Here is a 26,737-nt window from a genome sequence, read left to right on the forward strand (position 1 = left end):
CCTTTATTGTTTCGCCAGTTGTTGCACAACATAGCTTTACTCTTTAGTTTCAGATGTCTTAAACAGCGCTTCACAATCGTCACAGGCAAAATAACGATACACGTCACCACACTGAATATGCCCGGTCGCGCCAGCCCGTACCTGCCAGTTACAGTTTTGCTGGTGGTATTTTAGGGTGCCCTCAATAGCGCAGGGCGCGTAATTATAATGGTCGTGTAAGGTTTTATGCTCTACTTCACGAGCCTGCTGGAAAAACTGCGTTACTTCTATATTGCTAAGGTCAACATCCGTTGGCCGGCATTGCTCCGGCGCGTCTGAAACAAAGTCAGCAATATACAGTGAGCTGATTCGGTCAGAATCAAATAGCTGTTGCTGGCTGCCACAGGCCAGTAGCCATAACGATAAGCTGCATAATATAAATACCCGCATTACCAGTTTGCTCCTTCGTGATGGTAAAGCCGGTGCCAGTTATAGCGCAAAACCAGGCTTCAAGAAATATTAAATTTACATATTTGCAATTATTAATTATCCATTTGCTTTTTTGAGCTATTGCGCCAGAATACGGCATCTGACAGGGAGAATAAGTATGTTAAAAACACTATTGGCAGTTACTGCTGCCGGCCTGCTATTTACTGCTCATGCCGCCACACTATTTAGTGCCGCAGTTGATAAAACGACGGTAATACCGGTTGAGCAATTGCTGGTGCAGCCTGCAAGCTATCTGGATAAAGTGGTTACGATCAGCGGAAAAATAGATTCGGTATGCAGCAAACAAGGCTGCTGGATGAAATTTACCGCCCACAGTGAACAGGGGCCGTTCCGCATTAAAGTGCGCGATGGCGATATGGTGTTTCCGCTAAGCGCGAAAGGCAAAACCGCCTATGCCACCGGCACTGTGCGGTTATGGCCACAAGGCGAAGATAAAGCCGATGCTTACCAGCTTTACCCGACAGCAGTAGAAATAGCCGATTAACAAAGTGGGCATCCTGCTATGCCCACTTATTCAACCGCTGCCACAAAAAATAGTCCGTACAAATATTATCAGGCGTGTTTCAGGCGACAAATTTAGCCCGCACCAATAAATTGTTATTGAGATTTATTATCATTAGCGTTAGCCTTTGCAAAAAAATCGGCTTACCTGCGTGTGGAAATTAAATGTCAGTAGCAACTAAACGCTTTAACCTTTCTTTTTTAGTAGCCAGCCTGTACCTGCCATTAGCCGCACAGGCTCAGCAGCAGCCCCTGCAAGAAAGCCAGATTGAAACCATTACTGTGCGTGGCGAAAAAACCGATCGTTCGCTACAGGATACCTCCAGTAGTGTGGCTGTAACCACTGCATTGAGAATTGAGCAGGAAAATCTGCAAAGCCTGGACGATATCTTAAACCGCACCGCCAACGTTTCTGCCATGTATGGCAGCCGGGGTTTTACTATCCGCGGTATTGCGGACGAAGCCGGTGCCTCTAACCCCCTGGCCACCATCTATCTGGACGGCGCAGCACTGTCCAGCCAGATCAGCGATGCTGGCCCGACTGATTTATGGGATATTGCCCAGGTAGAGGTTATGCGCGGCCCGCAGTCTACCATTCAGGGCGAAAATGCCCTGGCCGGCGCCATTATTATGCGTTCGGCAGAGCCGACAATGGACTGGACCGGTAAAGCCAGAGTGCAGTGGTCAGATCCCTCAGATCGCCGTATCGCTGTTGCCGGTGGCGGCCCGTTAATAAATGATGAACTGGCTTTCAGAGTGGCGCTGGAGAAACGGGATTTTGATGGTTTTGTACACAATGTTACCCGTAATGAGCCGGAAGACGCAGTTGACTCCCTGCAGGGGCGCATTAAGTTATTGTGGACACCGTCAGCTTTGCCGGGGTTTACCGCCAGATTAAGCCATATGCGCGATGACCGCGACGGCCCCTATATGTATGTCTACAGCGATATCAGCGCCGGCGACTATTATGCTGACCGTACCAACAGATCGGACGCCAAAGGCAGTACCGATATTGTGACGGATATCACCACGCTGGAGCTGGACTACCAGCTCAATGAGCTGTGGTCGTTATCTGCGGTTACCGCTAAAAGCCGCTCTGACGTCAACCGTACTTATGATACAGATCAGACAGAGCAGAACACCTCTTTCGGTAATGTAGCAGGGCTGCACGATACGCTGTCACAAGAGCTGCGGCTGCATTACAACGGCGATAAACTGCGGGGTTTGGTTGGCGGCTACTGGTCAAAGCGGGAAAACGATACCCTGACGACCACCCTGAGTAATGTTATTACCCCGGTAGGAACAATCAGCGCAGTATTGCAGGGCAATGGCCTGGACAGCACTACCGCAGCGCAACTGGCGGCGCTGTACGCCAGTGAACTGCCGCTGATCCCGGTAGATTATCAGAGTAAAGCCCCGACCCAATCGGAGAATCTGGCAGTGTTTTTTGATGGTGAGTATCAGCTATCAACGCAGTGGGCCCTGCTTGCCGGTGCCCGGTTGGATAAAGAACAATATGATTATCAGTCAGATACCACGGCTGTGTTTGCCGGCACGCTGCCAGATCCAGCTAATTACGGCCAGCCGGGTTCGGCACTGCATACGATATTCAGCGGGGTAAACGCCGCAGTATTAGCCATGGTCGATGATGCCAGCAGCAATGCGCCGGCCAGCAGCCGCGACTTTACTGCATTTTTGCCCAAGCTGGGCGTGCGCTGGTCATATCACCCGGAGCAATCTCTGGCATTGACGGTGCAACGCGGCTACCGCTCTGGTGGTAGCTCTTACAATATTGCCCGCGGCGAAGTGTTTGCTTATGAACCGGAATACACCACTAACTATGAACTGGCCTGGCGTAGCAACTGGCCAGATCAAAACCTGATCATTAACAGCAACCTGTACTACATCGACTGGACAGATAAGCAGGTTATTGCCAATTTTGGTATTAATAACTTCGACAGTCATACCGTGAATGCCGGTAAGTCGCATTTATATGGCGCAGAGTTAGAGCTGCGCCAGCGGCTAAATAACCAGTTCGACTGGTATGGCTCTTATGCCTATTCGAAAACCCAATACGACGAGTTCGACACCATAACAGACGCTATTATCAGCAACTTTTCCGGCCAGCCTTTTGCTTACGCACCGCGTCATACCGCAGCAGCAGGGGTAAACTGGTATCTGGCTGATAATTGGGCACTTAATGTCAACGGTAACTTTCGCAGTAAAGTCAGTACCGGCCCGCGCGATAGCACGCTGTGGCTGTCATCCAGAACCCTGTTTAACGCCCGGCTAAGTTATGATCAAACCAACTGGTCAGCCTATCTGTTCGTCAATAACCTGTTGGATAAAGGCTACCAGCAGTACCGCTGGCTTGATGAGCCGGTGGCGATCCTCGGCGCACCAAGAGTCATTGGTGCCGGTGTGCAGTGGCAATGGTAGCGGCGTTATGACGTTACTGCTGGCCTTAATCTGCCTGACTATTACCGCCCTGGCGGTGTATATGCTGGCGCCGCAGCAGCAATTAATACGCCGCAAACCCCACACTCTATGGCTTGGCAGCATTGCTATCTGTAGCTTGCTGGTTGGTGTGCTACTGCCAGCACCAGGCTATGGTTTCTGGCCAGCCTGTTATCTGGCGTTAACCTGGTTAATGCTGTGTTGGCTGTTATTGCCGCTTATTTCAGTATTTAAAAAGGTGAAATATGGCGGCTAAACACTGGGCGGCGGCATTGTTCGGCTTGCCACTTACCATTGCCTGGGTTGGCATATTGGCGTTGTTATTTCCCGGTACTGCACAACAGGCTATTTTGCCGTGGTTATTACTGACCTTTCCTTTGTGGGTCGCTGTAATGGCGCTAATGTACCTAAGCCGCAGTGGCAAGCGGTTATGGCTGCAGCTAAGCGCCTTAACCATCCTCAGTTACGCCGCATTATGGCTGTTAAAAACAACCGGTACGGCGGTATAAATGAAGGTTATTACCCAAAAAAGCTTCCGCAACCTGCATACCTGGACGGGCCTGCTTACCGGCTTGCTGCTGTTTATTGCCTTTTATGCCGGTGCGGTGTCGGTGTTTGTACACGAGCTGCAGCAGTGGCATGCCACCATTCAGCCCACAGCGCCAACCGCGTCGCTGTCACAGGCTCAGCCCCTTATTGAGCAGGTACTGCAGCAATACCCACAAGCAGCACATGGTTTTAACCTGACACTGCCGGGAGCCCATGGTACTGATATGGCGCTGCTCTGGTATGACAGCGACAGCGCAACCCAATACAAATTTATTGCCGACAGCCAGCAGCAACTGCAGAAGCAAACCGCCAGGCAGGATTTTATCAGCCTGATTTATGATCTGCATTTTACTGCCGGCTTACCGCGTCAGGCAGGTTTATACCTGTTTGGTCTGGCCTGCATTTTATATGGTCTGGCGCTGGTCAGTGGTGTGGTTATTTACGCGCCGGTGTTTATCAAAGATTTATTTGCGCTGCGTTTAGGCCAGAGCACCAAACGCCTGTGGCAGGATGCACACAATCTTATTGGCGTACTGTCGCTGCCATTTCATATTATTTTTGCCTGGAGTGGCGCAGTACTAACCATCGGCTTTTTACTGCTGGCGCCGTTTCAGTTTGTGGTGTTTGACGGCAAACTGCTGCAAATACTGGAACCCGACTTTGATGTGGTCGCCCATGTTGAGCCTGCCGGTGTTGCCGCCCCGCTGTTACCCGCCGAAACCTTGCTGGCCATGGCCGCTCAGCACTTGCCGGCAATGCAGGCTGAGATGCTGTTTTATCATGATGCCGGCGATGCCAACGGCACTGTTACCATCTACGGCGAGTTGCCATCACCAACACTTACACAAAGAGCGATAGTGGTACTAAATAGCAGTACCGGCGAGCTGGCTGGGATGCAAACCCCGGAGCAGTTCCGGCCGGGCACGACCTTTCTGCGGGGGTTACAAAACCTGCATTACGGTGATTTTGCCGGCTATGCCTCCAAGTGGCTGTATTTTATCTTAGGCCTGGCAGGCGCTTTGCTGTTTTACACCGGCAACTTACTCTGGCTGGAAGTACGGCGACGCAACAGCAGCGCGCAACCGGCAAAAATACGGCTGATGGCCTCACTTACGCTTGGTGTGTGTTTGGGCGCAATGGCCGGTATTTCAGCGTTGTTTATCGCCGGTATATTGCTGACAGAACCCTGGCATAAAACGGTGTATTTCAGTGTGTTTTTTGCAGCGTTAGGCTGGGCTTTTTTGCGCCAGCCGGCCAAAGCCGGTGCAGAGTTACTGTATTTAACGGCACTGCTAACCTTGCTAATGCCTTTTGCAGCCTGGTACCACAGTGACCAGTTTTTCCTGGCAACTTTATTAGAGGGCAACGTCTTACGCTTTATGGTGGAAGGTACGGCGATCTTACTGGCGGTATTGTTTTGGCTACTGGCGCGCGCGGCACAAAAGCGGGCAGATAAAACCGATAACAGTATCTGGGCAAAATCATAAGCCATAGTTAAATACTGCAGCTAAGCGTATGGCAGAGGTAAAGCGTATCAGCTTATATACTTTGTGCTGTTAACTGCAGCAAGTAAGCTTTAAGCTGCGCTACCCGCTGTGGCCGGTTAAACAGCTGATACAGTTGCAGCCAATCTGCCGGCGGCATCCAGCAGATACCGTCTTGCCAGTGGCAACGCTGCGGATTAAATTGCCAGTTAGTAATTACATCAGCCTGTTTTACCGCTATACCGGCCATCAGTTCAATATCGGGCCAGCCGTCACGGCAAAAACGGGCAAAATGCGCAGTTGCATAATCCGGATGCGCCGGTGTTACCTGCAATGAAAACTGTGGCTGCAGCGCCTGACGTATCAGTGCAAAGTCACTTTGTGTGCAAACAATATCAATATCATTTGGTTCACTTTCCAGCCCCAATTGCCACAACAGACAACTGCCGCCCACGCCAAACTGAAAAGGCTGCAGTACAGCGCAAAGTTGTTGTAATTGTGTCAATAAATGCGTGTTAATCATCCAATGCCTTAATCAGCCGGGCCAGAAAAGCCAGTTTTTCGTTATTAAGCTGGCGATAGTCAAAGTAAGGGCATACTAACACCCGGTTATGTTTATCAACGGCAAATTCGTTATTCAGCCAGTTAAGCTGTGCCGGTAAGCCGGCCTCCAGCAGTGCTTTGGCGTGAGTACGGCCAGCAATAATATGTACAACTCCGTTTGCTGGCTGAAGATCAGGCGCACTAAAGACTAACGCCGTATTGCTACCGGCCTGCAATAAATATTGCTCACGATATTGCTGCCAGCTGCCGGCATGCTGCGTAAGGGCAAATTGTTTGGTGTCCAGCGCAAATAACAGCTTGGCATACACATTAAACACCTTGCGCCAGCCATTGCCGCAGGCACGATTGATCAGCTCTATTTCGCCACTGTGCAGCGGCTGCATTGTCACTAAGTCAGCATACTCTGCCATCGGTGGCCGGCTAGCAATATATACGCGGATGCAAGCGATGGTATCACCAAAGCCTGCGGCTGATATCGGTAGGGTTTTCATAGCCTTGCTCAGCTTTTATTCAGGCAGCTACTTTAGCATAAGCTCTTGCCTGCAGTGTTATAGCAGGTTAATTTTAGTTATTACTTTGCCAGGGACTGCCTATGTCATCTTTTTCTGTTGCTGCTGTTAACCGGCTGGACCATTGGTTAATGCAGGTTACCCCGCCCGCCGATACCAACGGCTTTCGCCGCTTTTGCTGGGAATTCTGGTTTTTTGGTTTAAAGCAGGCGCGGGCCTGTTTATTTGTTGCCTTGTTTTTTGCCTCGGTGTTGCTGGTGCCACGCACCGGGTTCCTGGGCATACCACGCTATGATGTGTTGTTTATTCTGGCGCTGTTAATTCAGTACTGGATGGTGTGGAGCAAACTGGAAACGGTCGATGAGCTAAAAGCCATTTGTTTGTTTCACCTGGTAGGCTTTGCGCTGGAGGTGTTTAAAACTTCGGGCGCTATTCAATCCTGGAGTTACCCCGATTTTGCTTACACTAAGGTATTTGGCGTGCCGCTGTTTGCCGGTTTTATGTATGCCGCCGTAGGTAGTTATATTATTCAAAGCTGGCGTTTAATGCAGCAAAGGGTGGCGCACCATCCGCCGTACTGGATGGCGGTGCTGGTGGCACTGCTGATATACGCCAACTTTTTTAGCCACCACTATATTGGTGATTACCGCTGGTATATTGCCGCCGCTACACTGGGGCTGTACGCCCGCACCGTGGTGTACTTTACGCCGCTGGACCGTGAGCGCAGTATGCCACTGTTACTGGGCTTTGTACTGGTGGGCTTTTTTATCTGGCTGGCGGAAAATATCAGCACCTTTATGGGGCTGTGGAGCTACCCTAACCAGTTAGGTGCCTGGTCGGTGGTGCATTTAGGCAAGTGGAGTTCCTGGTCATTGCTGGTGATTATGACCTTTACCATAGTGGCGCAATTAAAATACGTAAAACAACGCATTGATGTACCACGTTAGGCGAAAAAAAGGGCCGCCACTGGCAGCCCCCTTTGTGATAACAATAATTACGCGTCTTTTTGCAGCAGGAAATTAATCAGTTCCTGCATTTCTTTTTCATAATTACGTGAGTCCAGCGCGGCATTATTAATTTTGTATTTACCGTTTACTACCAGCATAGGTACACCGGTTAAAATACGCTTTGCAGATAACTCATCCTGATCTTTTTTCATCTGATTAGCCGCGCCACGTACTGAAAAGCTTTTCATCGCCTTATCGTAAGTATCGGCGTCAACATCATGAATTAACACCAGGCTGCGGATCTCGTTTTCATTGGAAAAGGGGGCGCGGTTGCGGTGAATTTGATTAAAAATAGCACTGGCTACCTGATCGCCTTTACCCTGGCTTTTTGCTACCAGATAAGCACGGACCAGCGCATTTTGCAGCTCGGGTGAAGCAGCACGGATAAAATCAACGTGCACTTTTTTAAATTCGGTACCCTCTGGCAGCTTTTTAGCAATGCTTTGCGCTACCGGTTCAAACGCATTACAGCCACCGCAGTAAAACGAAAAATACTCTTTTACTTCCGGCTTGGCGGTTTTTTGCTCAGAGATAACCTCATAGTGCTTGCCCTGTTCAAACTTGGCCTGAGCAGCAAAAGGCAGTAACAGTGTTAACGCGATTACAGATAACAGCTTTTTCATTTTAGATTATGTCCTTAATTAGACCGGTTGAAGCACAGCTTAACAAAAACTCAGTAGTCTGGCACTAGCGAAAGAGGTGCTTGTTGCAACAGATAAAGTTGTTCTTTTAATGCCAGGCATTGTTGTTCCCAGTATTTGTCTGTGGCAAACCACGGAAAGTTCATCGGGAACGCCGGGTCTTGCCAGCGCCTCGCCAGCCAGGCCATATAATGCACCATGCGCATGGCGCGCAGCGGTTCAATTAACTTCAGCTCTGCGGGGTCAAATTCGCAGTACTGCTCATATTCTTCCAGCATCAGCTCCAGCGTATCGCGCTGCTGCAGGCGGTCACCCGACAACATCATCCAGATATCCTGAATTGCCGGGCCTCTGCGGCAGTCGTCCAGATCAACAAAAAACGGGCCCTGGTCGACATAAAACAAATTACCGGCATGGCAATCGCCATGCAGCCGTATCAAGGTACCGGGCTTGTATTGCTTAACACAGAGTGCAATAACCTGATCCAGTGCAGTGTCAAATGCCGGGCGCAGGTAAGACGGTATAAACGGCAATGTGCTTAACACCTCCCGGCTTTGCAGCAGGTGGCTTTCAACACTAAATGCCGGGCGCTGGCTAAAAGATTTTACTTTGCCCACCTGATGCAAACGGCCAAGAAAACGCCCCAGCATGGCCAGTTGTTCGTCGTTATCAATTTCCAGCGTGCGGCCACCGCGGCTTGGAAACAGCGCAAAGTAGTAGCCACCATACTGTAACAACGACTGGCCGTTTACTTTTACCGGTGCAACCACCGGAATCTCAGCTGCGGCCAGCTCAAAGGCAAAATCATGCTCTTCCTGCAGTTGCTCTGCACTCCAGCGTTGTGGCCGGTAAAATTTTACGACAAATTTTTCCGGCTTTAATGCCTCGCCGCGGTAAGCGCTGAATTGATACACTCGGTTTTCATAGCTGTTTAGTGCCGACAAACCAGAGCTGACATCCAGCCCCAACTGCTGCAAGGCATCAATAATCAGATCTGGCTGTAGGGTAGAAAAATCAAAGGCCGTCATAAGGCTCCTTAGCGGCCAACAAAAAAGGTAGTGGACTGAGCCAGTTTAACATCCGGGTTATCAGCTTGCTGCACTGTAAAACGGATATCCAGGCTGCGCTGCTCTGTGCTGTATGGATCCAACGCCAGGCTTACCGGCACGCTGCGGGTTTCACCGGCACTGATACTTACCCGTTGCGGGCCAATCCAGTTAAAGTTTTCGCTACCGGCAACACTAAGGTCAAACTCCACTGCATGCTGCGACTTATTTGAAATACTCAGCGTATAAGTATTTTCGATCAGGCCTTCGTTTGTTTCGCGGTACAACTCGCCACGGTCGCGGATAATGTTCATTTCCAGCGGTACCCGGCTGTATAGTGTCCAGGCAAAGGCCACACAAACGGCCACCAGCACCAGCATATAGCCCAATAGTTTAGGCCGCAGTACCTTGGTGGGTTTGCCATTCAGGCTGTGCTCGGTTGTGTAGCTGATAAGCCCGGGCGGGTAGCCCATTTTGCTCATGGTGTCATCGCAGGCATCAATACAGGCACCGCAGTTAATACACTCGTACTGCAGGCCGTTGCGTATATCTATGCCGGTTGGGCAAACCTGTACGCACAGATTACAGTCGATACAGTCACCCAGGCCTTTTTCTTTGTAGTCTTTATCTTTACGGCTGCGAGGGCCACGGTTTTCGCCGCGCTTTTCATCATAAGTAACGGTAAAAGTGTCTTTATCAAACATCGCCGATTGAAACCGGGCATAAGGGCAAATGTGGGTACACATAATTTCACGCATCCAGCCGGCATTACCGTATGTACACAGCGTAAAAAACAGCACGGAAACTACCGCCCAAAAGCTGGCTTCAAAGGTAAAAAACTGAATAAATAGCGGCCCGACAGGGGTAAAGTAACCAACAAAGATCAGTGCTGTCAGTAAGGCAAATGCCAGCCAGCAAAAGTGCGTAGCTGCTTTTTTGAAAAACTTGCTGGCAGACCAGGCATCGTTATCCAGCTTAATCCGTTGATTACGGGTGCCCTGGATTTTTTCTTCAAACCAGATAAAAATAAAGGTCCATACCGATTGCGGGCATAAATAGCCGCACCACACCCGGCCATAAAAAGCAGTAACAAAAAATAATGCATAGGCGGCAATAATAAAAATCCACGCCAGAATGGTGAAATCCTGCGGCCACAGAGTCAGGGCAAAAATATTGAATTTCTGTTCAGTAATATCCAGCAATATGGCCTGATGGCCGTCATACTGCAGCCAGGGCAACAGCATAAACAGCCCCATAAACACAAATCCCATATAGCGCCGTATAGCCTGATGCAGGCCTTTTACTGCCCGCACATAAATACGGTCTCGCGGGTTGTAATGCCCACTATGGCTGCTATCCGGTTTATGTACTTCAACGTGTACCGGAATATTTTTGATGTCTATTTTTTGCTGATCCAAGGAAAACCCCGTTACTGCATATTGCGCCAGCTGCCAAGTATAACAGTTTGCCAGACTGAATTTTTGACATGAAACAAAGCAATATCTATGCCTGTAGCATTTTTGCTGTGCCTGGCCCGATCTAGCGCAGAAAAACGTAAACCAAGTTTACACCTGACACTTAAAGTGTAAACTTAATATGCAGCTTGCAGATATTAACTGCCGCCCCGTGCGCAGCGCAGCGCTATCCGTTACAATGCCGTCATTGCTTACCGGAGTAGAAGCTGATGAAGAAGTTGTTTTGGCTGGTTGTTGTTATTCTGCTGGTGATTACTTTTTCTGACCATAACCTGATCCGCCCTTATAAAGAGCAGTTATTTGCTTTGATAATGGACAAGGCCGCTATAGCCGGCGACAGTAAAGAAGCCGCACTGCGCACTACACGCAAGCAATTGCTGGCATTATCTGAGCAATGGGGCGAAGGCCAGCGTACACAGCTGGATAAAGCCAGCAGCAGCATTGATAACCTGCTGCAATTTCAGCGGAATTACTGCAAAAATGGTGATTTTAACCCGTTTTTATATGGTGATCCGTTAAAGCAAAGCTGTGCAGTGATTGAAAATCAGTTGCACAACCTGACCAAACCCTAAGCAGAGGATTGCCAATGCGCACCTGTGGTATCGAAATTAAAGGCAGCGAAGCCATTATTTGCCTTATGACCCTGAAAAATGGCCTGTTCGACTTACCGGATTGCCGGCAAAACCGCTTTGCACTGAGTAAAGACCAGGATCAGGAGCAAATGCGCCATTTTCAATTTACTTTCGCTAAGTTTATTGAGGATTACCAGATAACCCAACTAGTTATTAAAGAGCGGCCTCAAAAAGGCAAGTTCGCCGGTGGCGCGGTAGGTTTTAAAATTGAAGCAGCATTGCAACTGATTGCCGGTTGTAACTGTCATTTAATCAGTGCCAGCGAACTGAAAGAGAAGCTAAAACGCCACCCGATACCGGTTGATTTTAAAGCTACAGGCTTAAAGGTATTTCAGGAAACCGCTTTTCTTACCGCTTACGCTTTTTTAGCTAAATAAAAAGCGCTTATATAAGCGGGTACCACTATAGTACCCGCCACCTGCCAACTAGCGCAGCCGTCTTCTGGCTACCAGCAGCATACCCGCCAGTAAACTTAACCAACCAAAACTGCCCGAGCTACCGCCATCATCGTTATCACCACCACCACCGCCAGCAGCGGTATTAGCAACCGGGTTAAGGCCTGCAGCAGTATTTGCGCGGGCATCCACCACTACGATGCTTTCAATAGTGACTAAATTAGACGCCACCAGTGGTTTATTATCGTCTCTGTCGCTGCTGCTGTAGTTACGCAGTGGCAAATCGGTAATACCCGGAAACGAAAAGCGCTGCAGGCCGGCAATGGCATCTACTACTTCCATATCCTGTGACGTGATTTGGCCAAACACGGTAAAACCGCTATTTTGGGTATCTAACTGAGGCGAACCACCACTGTTATTGGCTAAATTAACAAACCATTGGTTGGTAGCACTGTTAGGGTTACCAGGCTGCTTGGCCATAGCTACTGTAGCCCGCACATTTGACCATTTCGGTTCATTCACAATGGGTGAAAAAGTGGCAACGGCCTTTAACGGCAATTGCTGATCGAAGGTAAAGCCGCCTCCCTGAATAACGAAACCAGGTGCTGAACGATGAAACACCGTGCCGTTATAGCGCCCGGCATTAACGTAGCTAAGAAAGTTCTGCACAGTTACCGGCGTAGTTTGGTCAAATAAATTAATTTCAAATTTGCCCACATTAGTGGTTACTTCAACAATAGTGGCGTAACTGGCCGTACTGCAAAGCAGCGCTAAAGCAGCACCTGCGGTTTTAATTAGCTTGCGTTTCATTACTGAATTCTCCGTTTTAATTGCGTTGCAGCTTAAGGCAGTTAAAGTGGCAAAATCCAGCGGGATAACAATTAATTACGCTTTAGTTACAGATTGTTTGGCACGGCGGTAACCGGTGGCTTTAGCGCTGGCCGGTTTGGTGGCTTTTTTCCGGCCCCAGCGTTTGGTTTTGCCTTGCGGTAAACCGGACGGCGTCACCGTTGCCACTTGGCTAATAAGCTGGCCAAGCTCGGTTTGCAGCGGCTGCATAAAAGCCTGATAGCTGGTTTCACGCTGGCAAATGCGGCTTAGCTCAGCCTCCCAGCGGGCGGTCATATCGGGCAAACTAGCCTGTGGCGGCAGGGCCTGAATTAACGCGGTGCCGGTATCGGTAGCGCGAATTTGCTTACCCTGGCGCTGCAAAAAGCCGCGCTTAAATAACAGTTCAATAATACCGGCTCGGGTGGCTTCAGTACCCAGGCCATCGGTCTCGCGCAATACCGCTTTAATAGCCGGATCACTGACATAACGGCTGATACCTGTCATAGCCGCCAGTAAAGTGGCATCGGTAAAAGGTTGTGGCGGCTGGGTGTGTTTTTCCAGCAACTGCGCGTCGTAACAATCTAATTGCTGGCCTTTATGCAGTTGCGGCAGGCTATGCAGGATCAACTCATTGTCTGGCTGGCTTTTTTGGGCTGCGTCCTGGTTACTGCCAGAGCGGTATAACTGCTTCCAGCCGGCAGATAACTCGGTGTTAGCTTTTGCACGAAATAAACCGCCGGCAATAGTCAGTTCAACCAGCGTTTCGCTGTAGCAATAGGCCGGGTAAAACTGCGCCAGATACTGGCGGGCAATCAGGTAATACAGCTGTTTTTCTGCCTGGGTTAAGCCGGTAAACGCCTGGCGTTTTTCTGTCGGAATAATAGCGTGGTGCGCCTCAACTTTGCTATCGTTCCAGGCTTTGCTTACCAGTGCCATATCGGCCTGCTGTACAGCAGCACTAAGCTGGCTGTCATTAGCCGCGATTGCGGCGGTTACCGCAGCAGCCCGGCTTAGCTGCCCGCGTGGCAAGTGCCGGCTATCCGAGCGCGGATAAGTAATAAGCTTGTGTCGTTCATACAACTGCTGGCAATTATCCAGTACTTGCTGTGCTGTCATGCCGTAGCGTTTGGCAGCGTCAATTTGCAACGCCGACAAGTTATAAGGCAGCGGTGCTGGCTGTTTACGCTCTTTTTGTTCAACTTTAGTTACCAGTGCCGGCTGGCCGGTAATTTTTTGCTGTACTTTTTCAGCTAACGCTTTTAACAGCACCCGGCCATCTTCATCCTGCCAGGGAGCGCAGGCCTCGCTGGGTTGCCACATTGCGCTAAAACGTTGTTTGTCGCTGGTTTCAACCTCTGCCAGCACCTGATAAAACGGCTTTGTGACAAAACTGGCAATATCCTGATCCCGCCGTACTACCAGCCCCAGTAATGGCGTTTGCACCCGGCCAACAGATAACACGCCCTGATAACCGGCTTTTTGCCCCTGCAAGGTGTAAGCCCGTGTCATATTTAAACCATACAGCCAGTCGGCGCGGCTGCGTGCCAGTGCTGAGGTAGACAAGGGTACAAAATCTTTATTTGATTGTAGCTGTGCCAGCGCCCGCTTTACTGCCGGTGGGTTTAAATCGCTGATCAGCAGGCGCTGCGTTGCCGCCAGTTTGTTACCGCTAACGCCGCAGTAAGCCAGCACTTCGTCTACCAGCAACTGGCCTTCGCGGTCAGGATCGCCGGCATGCACCAGCTGATCAGCCTGTTTAATCAGTTTTGTTAATATACTTAACTGGCTTGCGGCAGACTTTCTTACTTTTAACTGCCATTTATCGGGGATTATCGGCAATTGTGCGATTTGCCAGCGCTTATACTCCGGGTGATAATCTTCCGGTTCGGCCTGCTCCAGCAAATGGCCCACACACCAGCTGACAACATCGCCATTAGCCAGCCGGATAAAACCGTTATCTTTGTGTTGTGGTTTGGGCAATACTGCGGCTATCGCCCGGCCTAAACTGGGTTTTTCTGCGATATAAAGGATCATAGCCAACACCTAACTGTTTTTATATACAGTAATTTAGCCAGTTAAACGCCGTGATGCAAATAAAATGTAATAAAAATTTGGTTTTAACGGAAAAGTGCATAGAATACTGATCTTTGTAGCGTTGACCTACGATATTTCTTTGTACTTCCACCCCAGGCAGTCGGATAAGTAAACTATGACGCAATATAGTGACGTTAAGAAAATCTGTGATGAGTTACAGAAAACAGGTAAGCCGGTTTCCCTGGATTATTTAATTTCCCAAGTGCCCGGTGCGCAGGCCAGCCTGGTGGTGCACTATCAAAAATGGCGGAATGAACAAGCCAACCGGGCGCCGGTGCAAACATCTGCTGAAAGCCTGTTTAGCCCTGAGTTTGTTGCCGCATTTCAACACGAAGCAGAGCTGCGCGCCAAACAACATACCGATCAGCTTAACCAACAATTACAACAGGCGATGCAGGCCGAAGTGCTGGCGGCAGAACACAACCGCGAACTACAGCAAGAACTACAACAACTGCAGCACCGTAAAGCCGAGCTTGAAACCAGCCAACAACAGCAGCAACAGCAACTTAGCACTCAGGCAGAAAAATATGCTGCCCTGACCGAAGAGCGCGACCAGGCCCTTAAGCTAACCCAAAAGCAGCAGCAAGAGCTGACTGACGCCCGGCAACAGTCTGAAACGTTACAAGCCACGCTGGCAATGGCGCAACAGGAAGCCGAAACTATTCAGTTAAAAGTCATTGGCCTGCAACAAGCGCAGGATGAACTGGAAGAACAACTACAACACGAACAACAGCGTAACCAGCAAAAACTGCAACAGTTACAGGCCGAACTGGCTGCCGCCGAACAAGAACTTGAGCCACTGCAAAGCAAGGCCAAAGCAGCCGAACAAACCGAGCAGCAGTTAGAAGCGGTACAGCAATCAGAGGCCAAAATAAAAACCGCGCTGGAAGCGGCGCAGCAAGCCAATAAAAAGGCGCTGCAAGATTTGCAAACCCGCGATCACGACGTAACCGAACTGCAAGCGATGCTGGAAGAGTTTGAAAACAAACTGCACCAGGCCACCAAAACGGAAACCCAGGCTGTCGCCCTGACCAAACGCTTACAGGCACAGTTAAACCAGTTGCAACAAACAGCAACCGAGCAAGGCACAACAACCAACGATAGCGTAGTGGCTGAGCAACAAGCAGCCCTGCTGGCCGAGCGCGACGCTGCTCAGGCGCAACTGACTAAACTGCAGCAGCATTCTGAAACATTAATTGCAGAGCGTAATGACGCCCTGGCGAAACTGGAGCAGGCACAAGCGCAACTCAACGCAGCACTCAGTGTACAGCCTGCCGCAGCTGAAATGTCTGCACAGCAGATAGCCGAACAGGAAAAACTGCAGCAACAACTCAGCGCCTATGAAAAACAGTTGTCAGCCCTGCAAAAAGAACGTGAAACCGCGCAGCGTGAAGTAGCCGAGCAACGTGACGCTGCGCAAAAAGTGCAGCAACAGTTGGATGCCATGCAACAGGCTCAAGTGAGTGATGAAGCCGATGACACCGATATTCATGCCACGGTGGCACAGCTTAAAGCCAACAATGCCATGCTAAAAGAGCAAAGCGCTATTACCGCCGGCCATCAGGCCGAACAGCGCGAAACCATTAAGCAACTGCGTGAAGAACTGCAGCAGCAGCGCGATATGGTGCACGATATGCAAATAGAACAGGAAAAACTGCAGAAACAAAAAAATCAGCTTGAACAACAAGTTAGCTTTGTTAAAGATAACGCCGCCGCCACTATTGAGCGCTTAACCCGTTACCGCGAGCAAGCGCAGGAAAAAATAGAAAAGCTGGAGAAAAAACTGGGTGTGAATAAAGCATCAGACGCTTAATAACGCCGCACTTACTGCGCAAAGCTAATACGGAAACAGCTGCCGGGCGCCTCACCCGGCACGTAGTTTAACTGCGCATCCTGCACCTGCAATAACGCCCGCGATAAACTTAAACCAATACCGGAACCCGTTTGTTTAGTGGTAAAAAACGGAATAAATATCTGCTGCGACACCGCCGCACTAATCCCCGGCCCACTGTCGGCAATATCCAGTTGCCAGCGCTGCTGAGTGTCTGGTTGCAGGCTTAGGGTTAACTGTTTTTGTGTTACTCCTGTCATGGCATCTATGGCATTTTGTAGCAGGTTAATTAATACCTGCTCCATTAATGCTTCATCCAGCCACAGCATGGCCTGTGCCGGTAAGTTGGTATGCAGCTGTATACCTTGCTGTGCCAATGCACCGCGCTGTAACGCCAAGCAATTATGAATAATTGCCACCAGATCGGTATGCTCTAACCGGGGTTGTACCGGTTGGCTTAACTGTTTAAACGACTGAATAAAACCCGCCAGGTGCTGACCACGGCGGTTAATAGTGCTAAGGGCTTCATCAAGATCAGCATGGTCGCTGTGGTTTAACACCGTATCTGCCGCTGGCAGAATTTGCCGGCAGCTTTGCGCCAGCGACGCCATCGGCGTGACCGAGTTGGCTATTTCGTGTGTCAGTACCCTTGTCATCTGCTGATAGGCCTGCACTTCCTGCTGCAACAAGGCCTGATGAATGCTTTGTAAGGTTACCAGTTTACGCAACTGGCCCTGAATACGGGTGCACACTATGCTCAGCGCCAGCCGGTCAGTATAGCCCGGCTGTTGCCACTGTAACTGGCCCTGATAATGCGTACTGGTTTGGCTGAGTATAGCCGCCAGTTGCTGTAAGTTAGTATCGTCAAACCGGCCCTGTTGCAGCTGTTGCCACTGCGACGCAGACAACAAGCGCTGCGTTGCCGGGTTAGCCTGCAACAACTGGCCGTTATCGGCAAACTCCAGCACAGCAATATCCAGTTGGCTCAGCAGCGTTTGCAGATACTGCGCCCGGGCTTCTGCCTGCTGGCGGCTACTGCTGAGTTGTTGCTGTACCTGTGCCAGCAAAGCTTGTAAAGCGCTTTGGCCCCGCAGTGTCAGTGATGTATCCTGATTGGCCAGCGCTTTTAATACCAGCGCGGTCTGATGCTGCTGCCTGCGGTTGTGCCGCCAGATAAGCACCGCGCACAACAGCGCTGTCAGGCTCAGCATAACAGCCAGCGCCGAAGGCCCGGCCAGCCACTGCAAGCAGGCTAACATCAGCAACAGGGTGTAACCGCCCAGCAATAACACTAAACGCATATTAAAGCCCATATTTTTCCAGCCGCCGGTACAAGGCACCACGGGTTAAACCCAGTGCTTTGGCGGCCTGGCTAACATTGCCCTGATAATACTGCAGCGCCTGGCGGATCGTTTTTTCTTCAACAAAATCAAGAAAAAAGTCGTTATCGGCAGCGTTCACTGCACTGTCGGAAGCCGCTACCGTTGCTGCTGGCAACTGGCTGAAATCCAGTGTACTGCCGTCGGCCAATACCACGGCACGCTCTACCGCGTGTGCCAACTGGCGCACATTGCCCGGCCAGTCGTACTGCTGCAGCTTATGTTTATCACTGCTACTGATCTGTAAAGCATCGCGTTGGTATTTCTGGCTGTAATGCTGCAGATACCAGTCCAGCAACTGTGCAATATCGCTTTTGCGCGCCCGCAGCGGCGGCAGCACAATTTCTACGGTATTAATGCGGTACAACAGATCCTGGCGAAAGGCGCCTTCCGCAACCGCCTGATATAAGTCTTCATTGGTGGCACACACCAGGCGGATATCCACCGCCACACTCTGGCTGCCACCTACCGGCACCACAGTGCGGCTTTGCAACGCAGTTAACAGCTTGGCCTGCTGTGCCAACGGCAGGTTGCCCAGTTCGTCCAGCAACAGGGTACCGCCGCTGGCCTGCACAAAACGTCCGGCGTAGTCGCTTTTGGCATCGGTAAAGGCGCCCTTTTTATGGCCGAATAACTCACTTTCCAGCAAGCTGCTGCTTAAACTGCCCATATCAACGCTTACCAATGGTGCAGCAGCACGCTGCGATGCCTGATGAATAGCCTGCGCCACCAGGGCTTTACCGGTACCGCTTTCCCCCAGCAGTAATACGTTGGCATCGGTTTTTGCTACTTTTTCAATGGTGCGTAACACCTGCTGCATAGCGGGGCTGTCGCCCAGCAGCGGAATCGCCCCTGCACCGGCGGCGGTCTTGCTGTTTGCTGCGCCATTGTGGCCAAGTTGGTGTTGCTGCAATAATGCCTGCTGCAGCGCCTCCAGCAACTGTTCATTTTGCCAGGGCTTGGCAATAAAATTAGCCGCACCCAGCTGCATGGCACGCACCGCCAGCGGCAGGGCGGCGTAGGCGGTCATCATCACTACTTTTAAGCCGGGCCGGGCTTTTAATACCTGTTTTAAATAAAACAAACCTTCTTCGCCACTTTGCGTATCGCGGCTGAAATTCATATCCAGCAACAACAGATCAAACGGCTGGCTGCCAAGCATACTTTGCAGTTGCGCCGGCTCATGCAGCGTAACCACCTGGGCAAAGTGTTGTTTTAAAAAAATCCGGCTGGCGGTAAGAATGTCGTGGTTATCATCCAGTACCAGCACATTAAATGGCTGCTTCATTACTACATCCTTGGGTTTATCTTTGCACCCTACCCGAAAATACCAGCGCCGCGCAACAGGCTTTTAAATCCAACAAGTTAGCGATTTTAATAGCTGTCCGTTAATGGACACCTGGCTGTACCACCAGCGGACACCATCGCAACCGAAAAAACTATAAAGTGTTGAATTTTAAATGTTTAGTGTTTGGCATGGCCTTTGCGTTAACAACACTAACTCGCATCGCTATTTTTTCGGAGCATACAGATGGACAAGAAGATAAGCCCCAGTGTCAAAGGTCGGCTGATAAAGCCTGCTGTTGTGTTTAGCTTGCTGGCCGCCACTGCCTGGTTTGGCACTAACTGGCAGGCCAGTGCGCAAATGTCGGTATTGCTGCCACTTAGCTCTGTCAGTACTGCCATAGTGCAACAGCAAAGCCTGCAGGAAAGCATAGCACTGCGCGCCAACGTACTGCCGCAGCACACGGTGTTTCTGGATGTGATTGAAGGCGGCCGGGTAGAGGAAAAACTGGCCGAACAAGGCCAGTTTGTTGAGCAGGGCCAGCCCCTGGTTAAGCTAAGCAACACTGCCTTGCAGCTGGATTTAATCAGCCGCGAAGCTCAGGTAACCGAGCAGATGAATTTTTTGCGCAACACGCAAATGACGATAGAAACCAACCGGTTGAACCTGCAACGCGATGTGCTGGATATTGAGCATCAGATAACCACGCTAAGCCGTAATCTGGCCCAGAGCGAGCCACTGGTAAAAACCGGCGTGTTAGCCCAGGAACACCTGCTAAATCTGCAACAGGACTTACGCTACCAGCAGCAACGCTTACAACTGACAAAGCGGCAACAGCAGCAGGAAGAAGCCATCCGCCAGCAGCAACTTAGCCAGCTAAGCGAAAGCGTAGACATGCTGACAAAAAACCTGGAGTTTGCCCGGCAAAACGTACAAAACCTACTGGTGCGCGCACCGGTAAGCGGCTATTTAAGCGAGTTTAATGTAGAAGCCGGTGAATCACGCGCGCCGGGCAGCCGCATGGGCCAGATTGACCTGCCAGAGCGTTACAAGCTGGTGGCCAGCGTAGACGAATTTTACTTAAGCCGCGTTAGCACCGGTATGCAGGCAGTAGCCAGCCTGAACCAGCAGCAGTTGCCACTTACCGTAAGCCGCATCGACAGCCGGGTGGTAAACAATCAGTTTCAGCTTGAATTTGCCCTGCCGGGCGAACACAGCGTAAAACGCGGCCAGTCGGTTAACCTGAACCTGCTGCTGGAGCAGCAGCAACAAACCGCACTGGTGCTGCCACGCGGCGCCTACTTAGCCGACAGCGCAGGCCAGTATGTGTATGTGCTGGACAGCCGCACCGCCATGGCGCGTAAGCAAGCCGTTACGCTGGGCAAACAAAGCGCCAACCAGATTGAAATTGTCAGCGGCCTTAATGCCGGTGATCAGGTGATTATTTCCGGCTATCGCGAATTCCAGCAAGCCGATACTATTCAATTACAACAATAAGGACAGCATCATGATCCAGTTACAACAATTAAACCGGGTATTTCGCACCAGCGAACTGGAAACTACCGCTCTGAACCAGATTGATTTACATATTCAGCAGGGCGATTTTGTGGCCATTATGGGCCCATCAGGCTGCGGTAAATCTACCTTGCTAAGCATTTTAGGCATGCTGGACAGCCCCAGCTCAGGCGCCTATTTATTTCAGGGTACGGATATTGCCAATTACAGCGAAAAACAACTGGCACAACTGCGCAAAACCCAGCTGGGCTTTGTGTTTCAAAGCTTTAACCTGATAGATGAGCTAACGGTATTTCAAAATGTTGAGCTGCCGCTGCAGTATCAGGGCGTGGCGGCCGGCGAGCGCAAGCAGCGGGTAGAGGCAATATTAAAACGTATGCAAATTGACCACCGCGCTGATCACCTGCCACTGCAGCTATCCGGTGGCCAGCAGCAGCGGGTGGCCGTGGCACGGGCGCTGGTAATTAACCCGGCGCTGATTTTAGCCGACGAACCTACCGGTAACCTGGACTCAAAAAACAGTGAAGAAGTGATGCAGATGCTGCGCCAGCTAAACCACGACGGCACCACAGTGGTGATGGTTACGCACTCTGAGCATGAATCACGCTACGCCAGCCGCATAGTGCGGATGCTGGACGGCCAGATTATTACCGAGCGTGCCATGGAAGCAAAGATGGAGGCCAAATATGCGTAATTCACTGGCAATGCTGGGCAATTACTTCACCACCGGCGTGCGTGCAGTGCTGCGGCATAAAACCCATTTAGCGTTAAATTTACTGGGCTTAACCACCGGACTGGCGTCGGCCCTGCTGATTTTACTGTATGCCAGTTACGAGCTGGGCTTTGACAAAATGCACCCCAATGCGGCCAATACCTACCGGCTGGAGCAGTTTTTTAACCCGGTAAACCAGCGTTTTCCTATTTCCAGCCCGGCGATGAAAGATCTGCTGCACAATTATGATGACCGTATCCGGGTAACACGCATTAATACCGGCGCACCGGCGCTACGCCTGGCCGGTTCCAGCCAGCAGCTGACACTGGAATGGCCGCAAGCGGTGGATACTAATATCACCGACTTTTTTCAGATAGACACATTGTCTGGCGATCTGGCCGCTACACTGGCGCAACCCAACCTGATTGCGTTATCTGAACAGGAAGCTAAGCGGTTATTTGGTAACACCAATGTGACCGGCCAGCAGTTACAACTGGGCGAACAGCGTTTTACTGTTAGCGCAGTGTACCGTATGCCAGAGCAGAGCCATTTTCAGGCCGGGTCATTGCGCCGGCTCAGCGATGAAGTAGCTGCCAGCCGCCTGGCAATGAATAATGTTTACAGTTATATCTCACTGCCTGACGACATTGATCACAGCGCTCTGCTACAGCAGTTATCTGCCCAGCTAAACGAACAGGCTTATACCGGCCGGCACATTACTGAACTGCAATTGCGGGCACTTACCGATATTCACCTGCACTCCAGCCTGGCTTACGAATTTAAAGTGAATGGCTCGGCCAGTACGGTGAATATCTGTTTGTTACTGGCGGCTTTATTGCTGCTGATTGCCGCCATTAACTTTATTAATATGAGCACCGCCCGCGCCGCCATGCGAGCCAAAGAAGTCGGTGTGCGCAAAGCGCTGGGCGCCAGCCGTGGCCAGTTGTTTGTGCAGTTTATGCTGGAGTCAGTATTAATTGCTGCCTGCGCCGGTTTATTTGCAGCCGTGTTAGTCGAGCTGGTATTACCGCAGTTTAATTTGCTGGTAAACCGCCCGCTGCAACTGCACTACTTTGGCAGTTTTGGCCTGATTTTGCTTGGCAGCACCCTAAGTGTCGGCATGCTGGCAGGTGTGTATCCGGCGATATTTATTTCGGCCTTTGATGCCAAAAAAGTGCTAAGCGGTGATTTTCAGCGCGGTAATACGGCACTTTTGCTGCGTAAGGGCTTATTGGTACTACAGGGTGCGATTACTATAGGTTTGTTAGTATCCAGCGCAGTATTACAGCAACAACTGCAACTGCTGCAAAACCAGCCCACCGGTTATCAGCGTGATGCCCGGTTAATGGTTTCCGGTATTGAGAATGAGCAGGTATTCTGGGCGGGCAACCAAAACCTGCTACAAAGCCTGCGGCAGGTTGAAGGCGTAACGGCCGCTTCGATAATGGATATGCAGCTTACAGACACTGTTTCTCAGGCGATGAATATTCAGTTGCCGGGGCAAACCCAGGATAACGCTCTGCCGCCTATTTCGCAGATGGCAGCAGGCTTTGACATTGTCAAAACTGCGGGCTTTACCTTGCTGGCCGGGCGTGACTTTAGTGAAACCTATCAAAGCGACTGGTATCAAACGCATGGCGATCATGCAACTGCTGCAGTTATTATTACTGAATCACTGGCACGTAAAGCGGGCTATAACCAGGTGCAGGACGCCATCGGCCAGCAATGGCTGTTACCCGGCGACAATCCTGTTTTACAGATGAAAGTTGTTGGGGTAGTTGCAGATATCCAGATAGGCTCAGCCCTAAAACAACAGGAACCGTTAATACTGATTTGCGGCCGCTCGCCCATGACGTACGGCAATATCCTGCTGAATCTGCGGCCAGAACAAGCCTTTAGCGCCCGCAGCAAAGTGCAGCAACTACTGACTGATCGCCTGCAACGTCAGGATCTGCTGCTAAGCTGGCTAAGTGATGACTACAACGCCATGTACCAGAACCAGCAGCGCCAGACTAAGGTTATTGCTATTTTTGCTGCACTGGCCATTGCTTTAACCTGTGTCGGCTTATTTGGTTTAGCCGCCTTTAGTGCCGAGCAGCGCTCACGCGAAGTAGCAATGCGCAAGGTGCTGGGTGCAGGGCGCTTTAGTCTGGTTAATTTGCTGGCCAGCGAATATATCAGGCTGATGGCAATTAGCGCCGTACTTGCCATTCCCGCCACTTTTTTGGCACTGGATAGCTGGCTGGCTGAGTTTAGCGTGCGCATCAGCCAGAACCCGCTTTGGTACTTGCTGGCCGCAGCCGCTACCTTCGCTATTTGCTGGTGCACTGTTGCCACTCTGGCCTGGCAGGTTGCAGGGCGTAAACCTGCCATGGTATTAAGACAGCAATAAGCGAAATAATAACAATGATAAATAAAGGATTATTAATGAAACTAACCTTAGTTTCTGCCACCGCGCTGCTTGGCAGCGCGGTATTACTCAGCGCCTGCAGTACCCCCAACAAGGTAGAGCAGCAGTTGGGCGCAGATGCACTGATTGAGCAGGTAGCAGAGGGCAAGTATAAAGGCATGTACCGTAATGTGTATCGCACACCGGTAGAACAGCGCCAATATCCGGCAAACTGTGAAGCAGATTGCTATCCGGCGCATCCTGCAGTGAGTTGCAAAACACCTGCCCAGGATTGCCAGTACACCGGGCCGCAGCAGTCACCTGCGCTGGATACTGGTTTTAGCCTGCAATGGTTGGGACATGCCAGCTTTTTAGTTAATACCCCTGATGGCCAGCAACTGCTAATTGATCCGGTATTCGGCCAGTTTGACTGGCCGGTAAGCTGGGCGCAGCATTTTGCCGGTATTATAAAACGGCCCTACACTCCCCGGCTGACCAAAGAACAACTGGCAGCTACCGATGCGGTGTTATATTCGCATTTACACTACGATCATTTTAGCCATGCCAGCATCGCGCAAATAGGCGCTACGGCTAAATATTACGTGCCATTAGGTATGGCTAATTATATGCCTAAAGGCGGCTATAACGTTGTGGAGCAAGCCTGGTATAGCCACAGCCAGTTGGATGGGCTGAATATCCATCTGGTACCGGCACACCACTTTAACAGCCGTAAGTTGTTTAATGATCATAACCAGGCGATGTGGGGTGGCTGGCTGCTGGAGCATAGCGGAAAAACCCTGTTTTTTGCCGGTGATACCGGCTATTCCGGGCACTTTAAAGATATTCAGCAGCGCTATGGCGATATTGATATCTGCCTGATACCTATTGCGTCTTATCATCATGATAAAGACGGTGACTGGTACCGCTATGTGCATACCACGCCGGAAGATGCTTTAGTAGCCGCAGCAGAGCTGGGTTGTAAAGTAATGATCCCCTGGGGGTATGGTAATGCCAGCTGGCAGATGGGCGATCACAGCTCACACTCACCACTGCTACGCCTGCTACATATGCAGCAGCAACTGAATAGCCAGGTGCCGCTGCTGATTTTAAACGAAGGTGACAGTGTAGCCTTGTAACGTATCAGGCCACCGGCTTTAACCGGGCTTTAGCGGCAAGTTTGTCACCCAGCTTGCCGGTAACTGCCCAAACAGCCAGCGCTACCCAGGCTATCCAGGAAAAACCGGCAGGAATATTAAGCAGGGCAATTTTACCGGCATGCTGGCGGTTAAACACCAGTGCCAGCAGGCTGGGTAAAAACCACACCGTTATAAAAAACACGCCAAACAGCAGCAGAAATACCCAGTCGGCTTGTTGCCAGGCAGTACTAAATGCAGAGATAAATTGTTGTAAAGTTTCCATCTTTATATCCTCTTCATATTTAAGTTAATTAAGAAAATCAGCGTTAAAGTTCAATATCGGCCAACATAGACAGTTGGGCTTTCAGCTCATCCACTTGCCAGGCTTTGCCTTGCTGTACCACGGTATGTACCGTATTTAGCGCCTTAAGATCGGTTAACGGGTTGGCCGTTAACACAATAAAGTCGGCGGCAAAGCCCTCTGCCAACTGCCCCGTGTCGCTTAAACCAAGGTGGCGGGCACCGCCTGCTGTAGCCAGTTGCAACACCTGCCAGTTTGTCAGGCCAGCGCCCTGGCTAAGCTGTAATTCACGCAAGTAAAACGGCCCGCTGGCCACACTGTCAGTGCCAATGGCCAGCGGCACACCGGCGTCATATAAGCGCTTAAATAATTGCTGTACTTTGGGCATTTGTTGCTGTGCGGTGGCCAGCTCTTCTGCTGTCCAGTCATAACTGGGCGCGGCCAGCGTCGCACGCCAGCGCTTACGCATTTGCGGGTGATACACCCACATATCCTGCTCCGGATATAAACTGTCCAGCTCACGGGCGAAGTACACCAGCTCGTTGACAACCAGCGTTAAATCGACATGAGTTTGCTGGCGCGCCAAAGTGTCGAAAAGCTGCTGCATTGGGGCGCTGTCATAATCAACATGCTTAAACCAGCTGTAAATAAACCGGGCGCTGTGTGGAATGTTGCGCTCGGCCAGATAAGCGGTTTTGCCCTCGCCGGTTAACAGTTCGCTACTTGTTGGCAGGGCATGGGTTAGGGCATCAATACCCAGGTCCGCCGCATATTGCCAGCTAACATTGTCCAGATGTGCCAGGGTTTTTAACCCGGCCGCTTTGGCCAAACGCACGCCCATCGCGACTTCATCTTTCGTCAGGCCCTGATACAGTTTTATATACTGCACGCCAAGCGCTTTTTGGCTGGCAATTTCGGCCTGCCAACCGGCCTCATCTTTCGGGTGCACCGAGCCGCCTAAAATTGGCGTAGGTTCAAACACAAACCCCGCATAGCTAAACTTTGGGCCAGGCCAGTTACCCGCTTGCTGCTGGCGGGCATACTCGGCATTAGCCTCTGGCTCACCAGCCGGGCTAAAGGCGGTGGTAACGCCGGTGGCTAAGGTGCTAAGCGCGTGATAACGGGTAATTTGACTATGGCCTTGCATGGTAAGTACTGGCTTGCCATCCTGCATCTCAACCCGGTGTGGCCCGGCGGTCAGGTGCAGGTGCACATCAATAAGGCCAGGCAATACGTACTGCTGCTGTAAATCAATTTGCTTTGCTACTGCAGGTAAGCTGGCATCAGCCTGTTGCTGGCCCATTTGCACAATGCGGCCGTCTTTTACCAGTAACCAGCCATCGTTAAGCTGCTGCTCTGTTGCCGGGTCCAGCAAGGTGGCATTGTGGTACAGCACCGCTTCCTGCGGCATGTGAGAAGGGGTATCAGCACAAACCTGCGGCAGCGCCAGGCTGGCCATCAGGCATGCCAGTAGTGATTTTTTCATCGTAAGGTTCTCCGGTATAACGTTGTGAT

The 26,737-nt window shown here is 50.8% G+C and carries 25 protein-coding genes; 13 read left to right on the forward strand and 12 right to left on the reverse strand.

Translation table 11 applies throughout. The features are described 5' to 3' along the window. Positions 1-36: 36 nt before the first annotated feature. Positions 37-429, reverse strand: coding sequence for a hypothetical protein (locus AR688_RS17290; protein ID WP_197412271.1), 393 nt, complete (start codon positions 427-429; stop codon positions 37-39). Positions 430-586: 157 nt separating this feature from the next. On the opposite strand from AR688_RS17290, the gene AR688_RS17295 reads away from it, so the two are divergent. From AR688_RS17295 to AR688_RS17315, 5 genes are all read left to right on the forward strand, one after another. Continuing rightward, positions 587-973, forward strand: a complete 387-nt coding sequence (locus tag AR688_RS17295) for a DUF4920 domain-containing protein (RefSeq protein ID WP_156420339.1) — start codon at positions 587-589, stop codon at positions 971-973. 182 nt (positions 974-1,155) lie between these two features. Next, positions 1,156-3,429 carry a TonB-dependent receptor gene (locus AR688_RS17300; protein WP_082694828.1) on the forward strand — a complete coding sequence of 758 codons (2,274 nt, stop codon included), beginning with the start codon at positions 1,156-1,158 and terminating at the stop codon, positions 3,427-3,429. Positions 3,430-3,436: 7 nt separating this feature from the next. After that, positions 3,437-3,703 carry a hypothetical protein gene (locus AR688_RS17305; RefSeq protein WP_068236950.1) on the forward strand — a complete coding sequence of 89 codons (267 nt, stop codon included), beginning with the start codon at positions 3,437-3,439 and terminating at the stop codon, positions 3,701-3,703. Further along, positions 3,693-3,956 (forward strand): hypothetical protein, encoded by a 264-nt coding sequence (locus tag AR688_RS17310; protein ID WP_068236953.1) that lies wholly within the window; start codon positions 3,693-3,695, stop codon positions 3,954-3,956. The genes AR688_RS17305 and AR688_RS17310 overlap by 11 nt, the downstream gene beginning before the upstream one ends. Next, entirely contained in the window at positions 3,957-5,483 is a 1,527-nt protein-coding gene (locus AR688_RS17315; protein ID WP_068236956.1) for a PepSY-associated TM helix domain-containing protein, read from the forward strand. A gap of 52 nt (positions 5,484-5,535) precedes the next feature. Here the strand turns inward: AR688_RS17315 and AR688_RS17320 are convergent, their stop codons facing one another. Continuing rightward, positions 5,536-6,003, reverse strand: coding sequence for a hypothetical protein (locus AR688_RS17320; RefSeq protein ID WP_068236958.1), 468 nt, complete (start codon positions 6,001-6,003; stop codon positions 5,536-5,538). Beyond that, entirely contained in the window at positions 5,996-6,535 is a 540-nt protein-coding gene (locus tag AR688_RS17325; protein WP_068236961.1) for a DUF6942 family protein, read from the reverse strand. The genes AR688_RS17320 and AR688_RS17325 overlap by 8 nt, the downstream gene beginning before the upstream one ends. Positions 6,536-6,636: 101 nt before the next feature. Between AR688_RS17325 and AR688_RS17330 the strand changes: the two genes are divergently transcribed. Then, positions 6,637-7,500 carry a DUF817 domain-containing protein gene (locus AR688_RS17330; RefSeq protein ID WP_068236964.1) on the forward strand — a complete coding sequence of 288 codons (864 nt, stop codon included), beginning with the start codon at positions 6,637-6,639 and terminating at the stop codon, positions 7,498-7,500. Positions 7,501-7,547: 47 nt separating this feature from the next. On the opposite strand, the gene AR688_RS17335 is transcribed toward AR688_RS17330, so the two are convergent. From AR688_RS17335 to ccoG, 3 genes are read right to left on the reverse strand one after another with little or no spacing between them, the layout of a single operon-like run. Further along, on the reverse strand, positions 7,548-8,183 hold the full coding sequence (locus tag AR688_RS17335; RefSeq protein WP_068236967.1) for a thiol:disulfide interchange protein DsbA/DsbL: 636 nt from the start codon (positions 8,181-8,183) through the stop codon (positions 7,548-7,550). 50 nt (positions 8,184-8,233) lie between these two features. Next, positions 8,234-9,229: a serine/threonine protein kinase gene (locus AR688_RS17340; RefSeq protein ID WP_068236970.1), complete on the reverse strand. Its 996-nt coding sequence runs from the start codon at positions 9,227-9,229 to the stop codon at positions 8,234-8,236. An 8-nt stretch (positions 9,230-9,237) separates the two neighbouring features. Beyond that, entirely contained in the window at positions 9,238-10,665 is a 1,428-nt protein-coding gene (ccoG, locus tag AR688_RS17345; protein ID WP_068236973.1) for a cytochrome c oxidase accessory protein CcoG, read from the reverse strand. Between the two features lie 266 nt (positions 10,666-10,931). Between ccoG and AR688_RS17350 the strand changes: the two genes are divergently transcribed. Together AR688_RS17350 and AR688_RS17355 are read left to right on the forward strand one after the other, a co-directional pair. Next, complete coding sequence (locus tag AR688_RS17350) at positions 10,932-11,294, forward strand: hypothetical protein (protein ID WP_068236981.1); 363 nt, start codon at positions 10,932-10,934, stop codon at positions 11,292-11,294. A 14-nt stretch (positions 11,295-11,308) separates the two neighbouring features. Next, positions 11,309-11,731 (forward strand): DUF3010 family protein, encoded by a 423-nt coding sequence (locus tag AR688_RS17355; protein ID WP_068236982.1) that lies wholly within the window; start codon positions 11,309-11,311, stop codon positions 11,729-11,731. A gap of 48 nt (positions 11,732-11,779) precedes the next feature. Here the strand turns inward: AR688_RS17355 and AR688_RS17360 are convergent, their stop codons facing one another. Together AR688_RS17360 and AR688_RS17365 are read right to left on the reverse strand one after the other, a co-directional pair. Then, complete coding sequence (locus tag AR688_RS17360) at positions 11,780-12,559, reverse strand: peptidylprolyl isomerase (RefSeq protein WP_068236983.1); 780 nt, start codon at positions 12,557-12,559, stop codon at positions 11,780-11,782. A 75-nt stretch (positions 12,560-12,634) separates the two neighbouring features. Next, on the reverse strand, positions 12,635-14,614 hold the full coding sequence (locus AR688_RS17365; protein ID WP_068236984.1) for a DNA topoisomerase III: 1,980 nt from the start codon (positions 14,612-14,614) through the stop codon (positions 12,635-12,637). Between the two features lie 175 nt (positions 14,615-14,789). Between AR688_RS17365 and AR688_RS17370 the strand changes: the two genes are divergently transcribed. Beyond that, complete coding sequence (locus tag AR688_RS17370; protein WP_068236987.1) at positions 14,790-16,487, forward strand: hypothetical protein; 1,698 nt, start codon at positions 14,790-14,792, stop codon at positions 16,485-16,487. A gap of 11 nt (positions 16,488-16,498) precedes the next feature. Here AR688_RS17370 and AR688_RS17375 read toward each other — a convergent pair whose 3' ends face one another. Beyond that, entirely contained in the window at positions 16,499-17,806 is a 1,308-nt protein-coding gene (locus AR688_RS17375; RefSeq protein ID WP_197412272.1) for a sensor histidine kinase, read from the reverse strand. Position 17,807: 1 nt separating this feature from the next. After that, positions 17,808-19,172: a sigma-54-dependent transcriptional regulator gene (locus AR688_RS17380; RefSeq protein WP_068236995.1), complete on the reverse strand. Its 1,365-nt coding sequence runs from the start codon at positions 19,170-19,172 to the stop codon at positions 17,808-17,810. A 243-nt stretch (positions 19,173-19,415) separates the two neighbouring features. On the opposite strand from AR688_RS17380, the gene AR688_RS17385 reads away from it, so the two are divergent. From AR688_RS17385 to AR688_RS17400, 4 genes are read left to right on the forward strand one after another with little or no spacing between them, the layout of a single operon-like run. Continuing rightward, positions 19,416-20,666: an efflux RND transporter periplasmic adaptor subunit gene (locus AR688_RS17385; RefSeq protein WP_068236998.1), complete on the forward strand. Its 1,251-nt coding sequence runs from the start codon at positions 19,416-19,418 to the stop codon at positions 20,664-20,666. A gap of 10 nt (positions 20,667-20,676) precedes the next feature. Then, positions 20,677-21,378, forward strand: coding sequence for an ABC transporter ATP-binding protein (locus AR688_RS17390; RefSeq protein WP_068237000.1), 702 nt, complete (start codon positions 20,677-20,679; stop codon positions 21,376-21,378). Next, positions 21,371-23,788, forward strand: a complete 2,418-nt coding sequence (locus AR688_RS17395; RefSeq protein WP_068237001.1) for an ABC transporter permease — start codon at positions 21,371-21,373, stop codon at positions 23,786-23,788. The genes AR688_RS17390 and AR688_RS17395 overlap by 8 nt, the downstream gene beginning before the upstream one ends. 35 nt (positions 23,789-23,823) lie before the next feature. Further along, positions 23,824-24,921 carry an MBL fold metallo-hydrolase gene (locus AR688_RS17400; RefSeq protein WP_068237002.1) on the forward strand — a complete coding sequence of 366 codons (1,098 nt, stop codon included), beginning with the start codon at positions 23,824-23,826 and terminating at the stop codon, positions 24,919-24,921. 4 nt (positions 24,922-24,925) lie between these two features. On the opposite strand, the gene AR688_RS17405 is transcribed toward AR688_RS17400, so the two are convergent. Together AR688_RS17405 and AR688_RS17410 are read right to left on the reverse strand one after the other, a co-directional pair. After that, positions 24,926-25,204, reverse strand: a complete 279-nt coding sequence (locus AR688_RS17405; protein ID WP_068237003.1) for a superinfection immunity protein — start codon at positions 25,202-25,204, stop codon at positions 24,926-24,928. Positions 25,205-25,247: 43 nt separating this feature from the next. Continuing rightward, complete coding sequence (locus tag AR688_RS17410; protein ID WP_068237005.1) at positions 25,248-26,708, reverse strand: amidohydrolase family protein; 1,461 nt, start codon at positions 26,706-26,708, stop codon at positions 25,248-25,250. Between the last annotated feature and the right edge of the window lie 29 nt (positions 26,709-26,737).

Origin of the sequence: Rheinheimera sp. EpRS3 (genome assembly GCF_001513785.1) — a bacterium.
Lineage (GTDB): Bacteria > Pseudomonadota > Gammaproteobacteria > Enterobacterales > Alteromonadaceae > Alishewanella.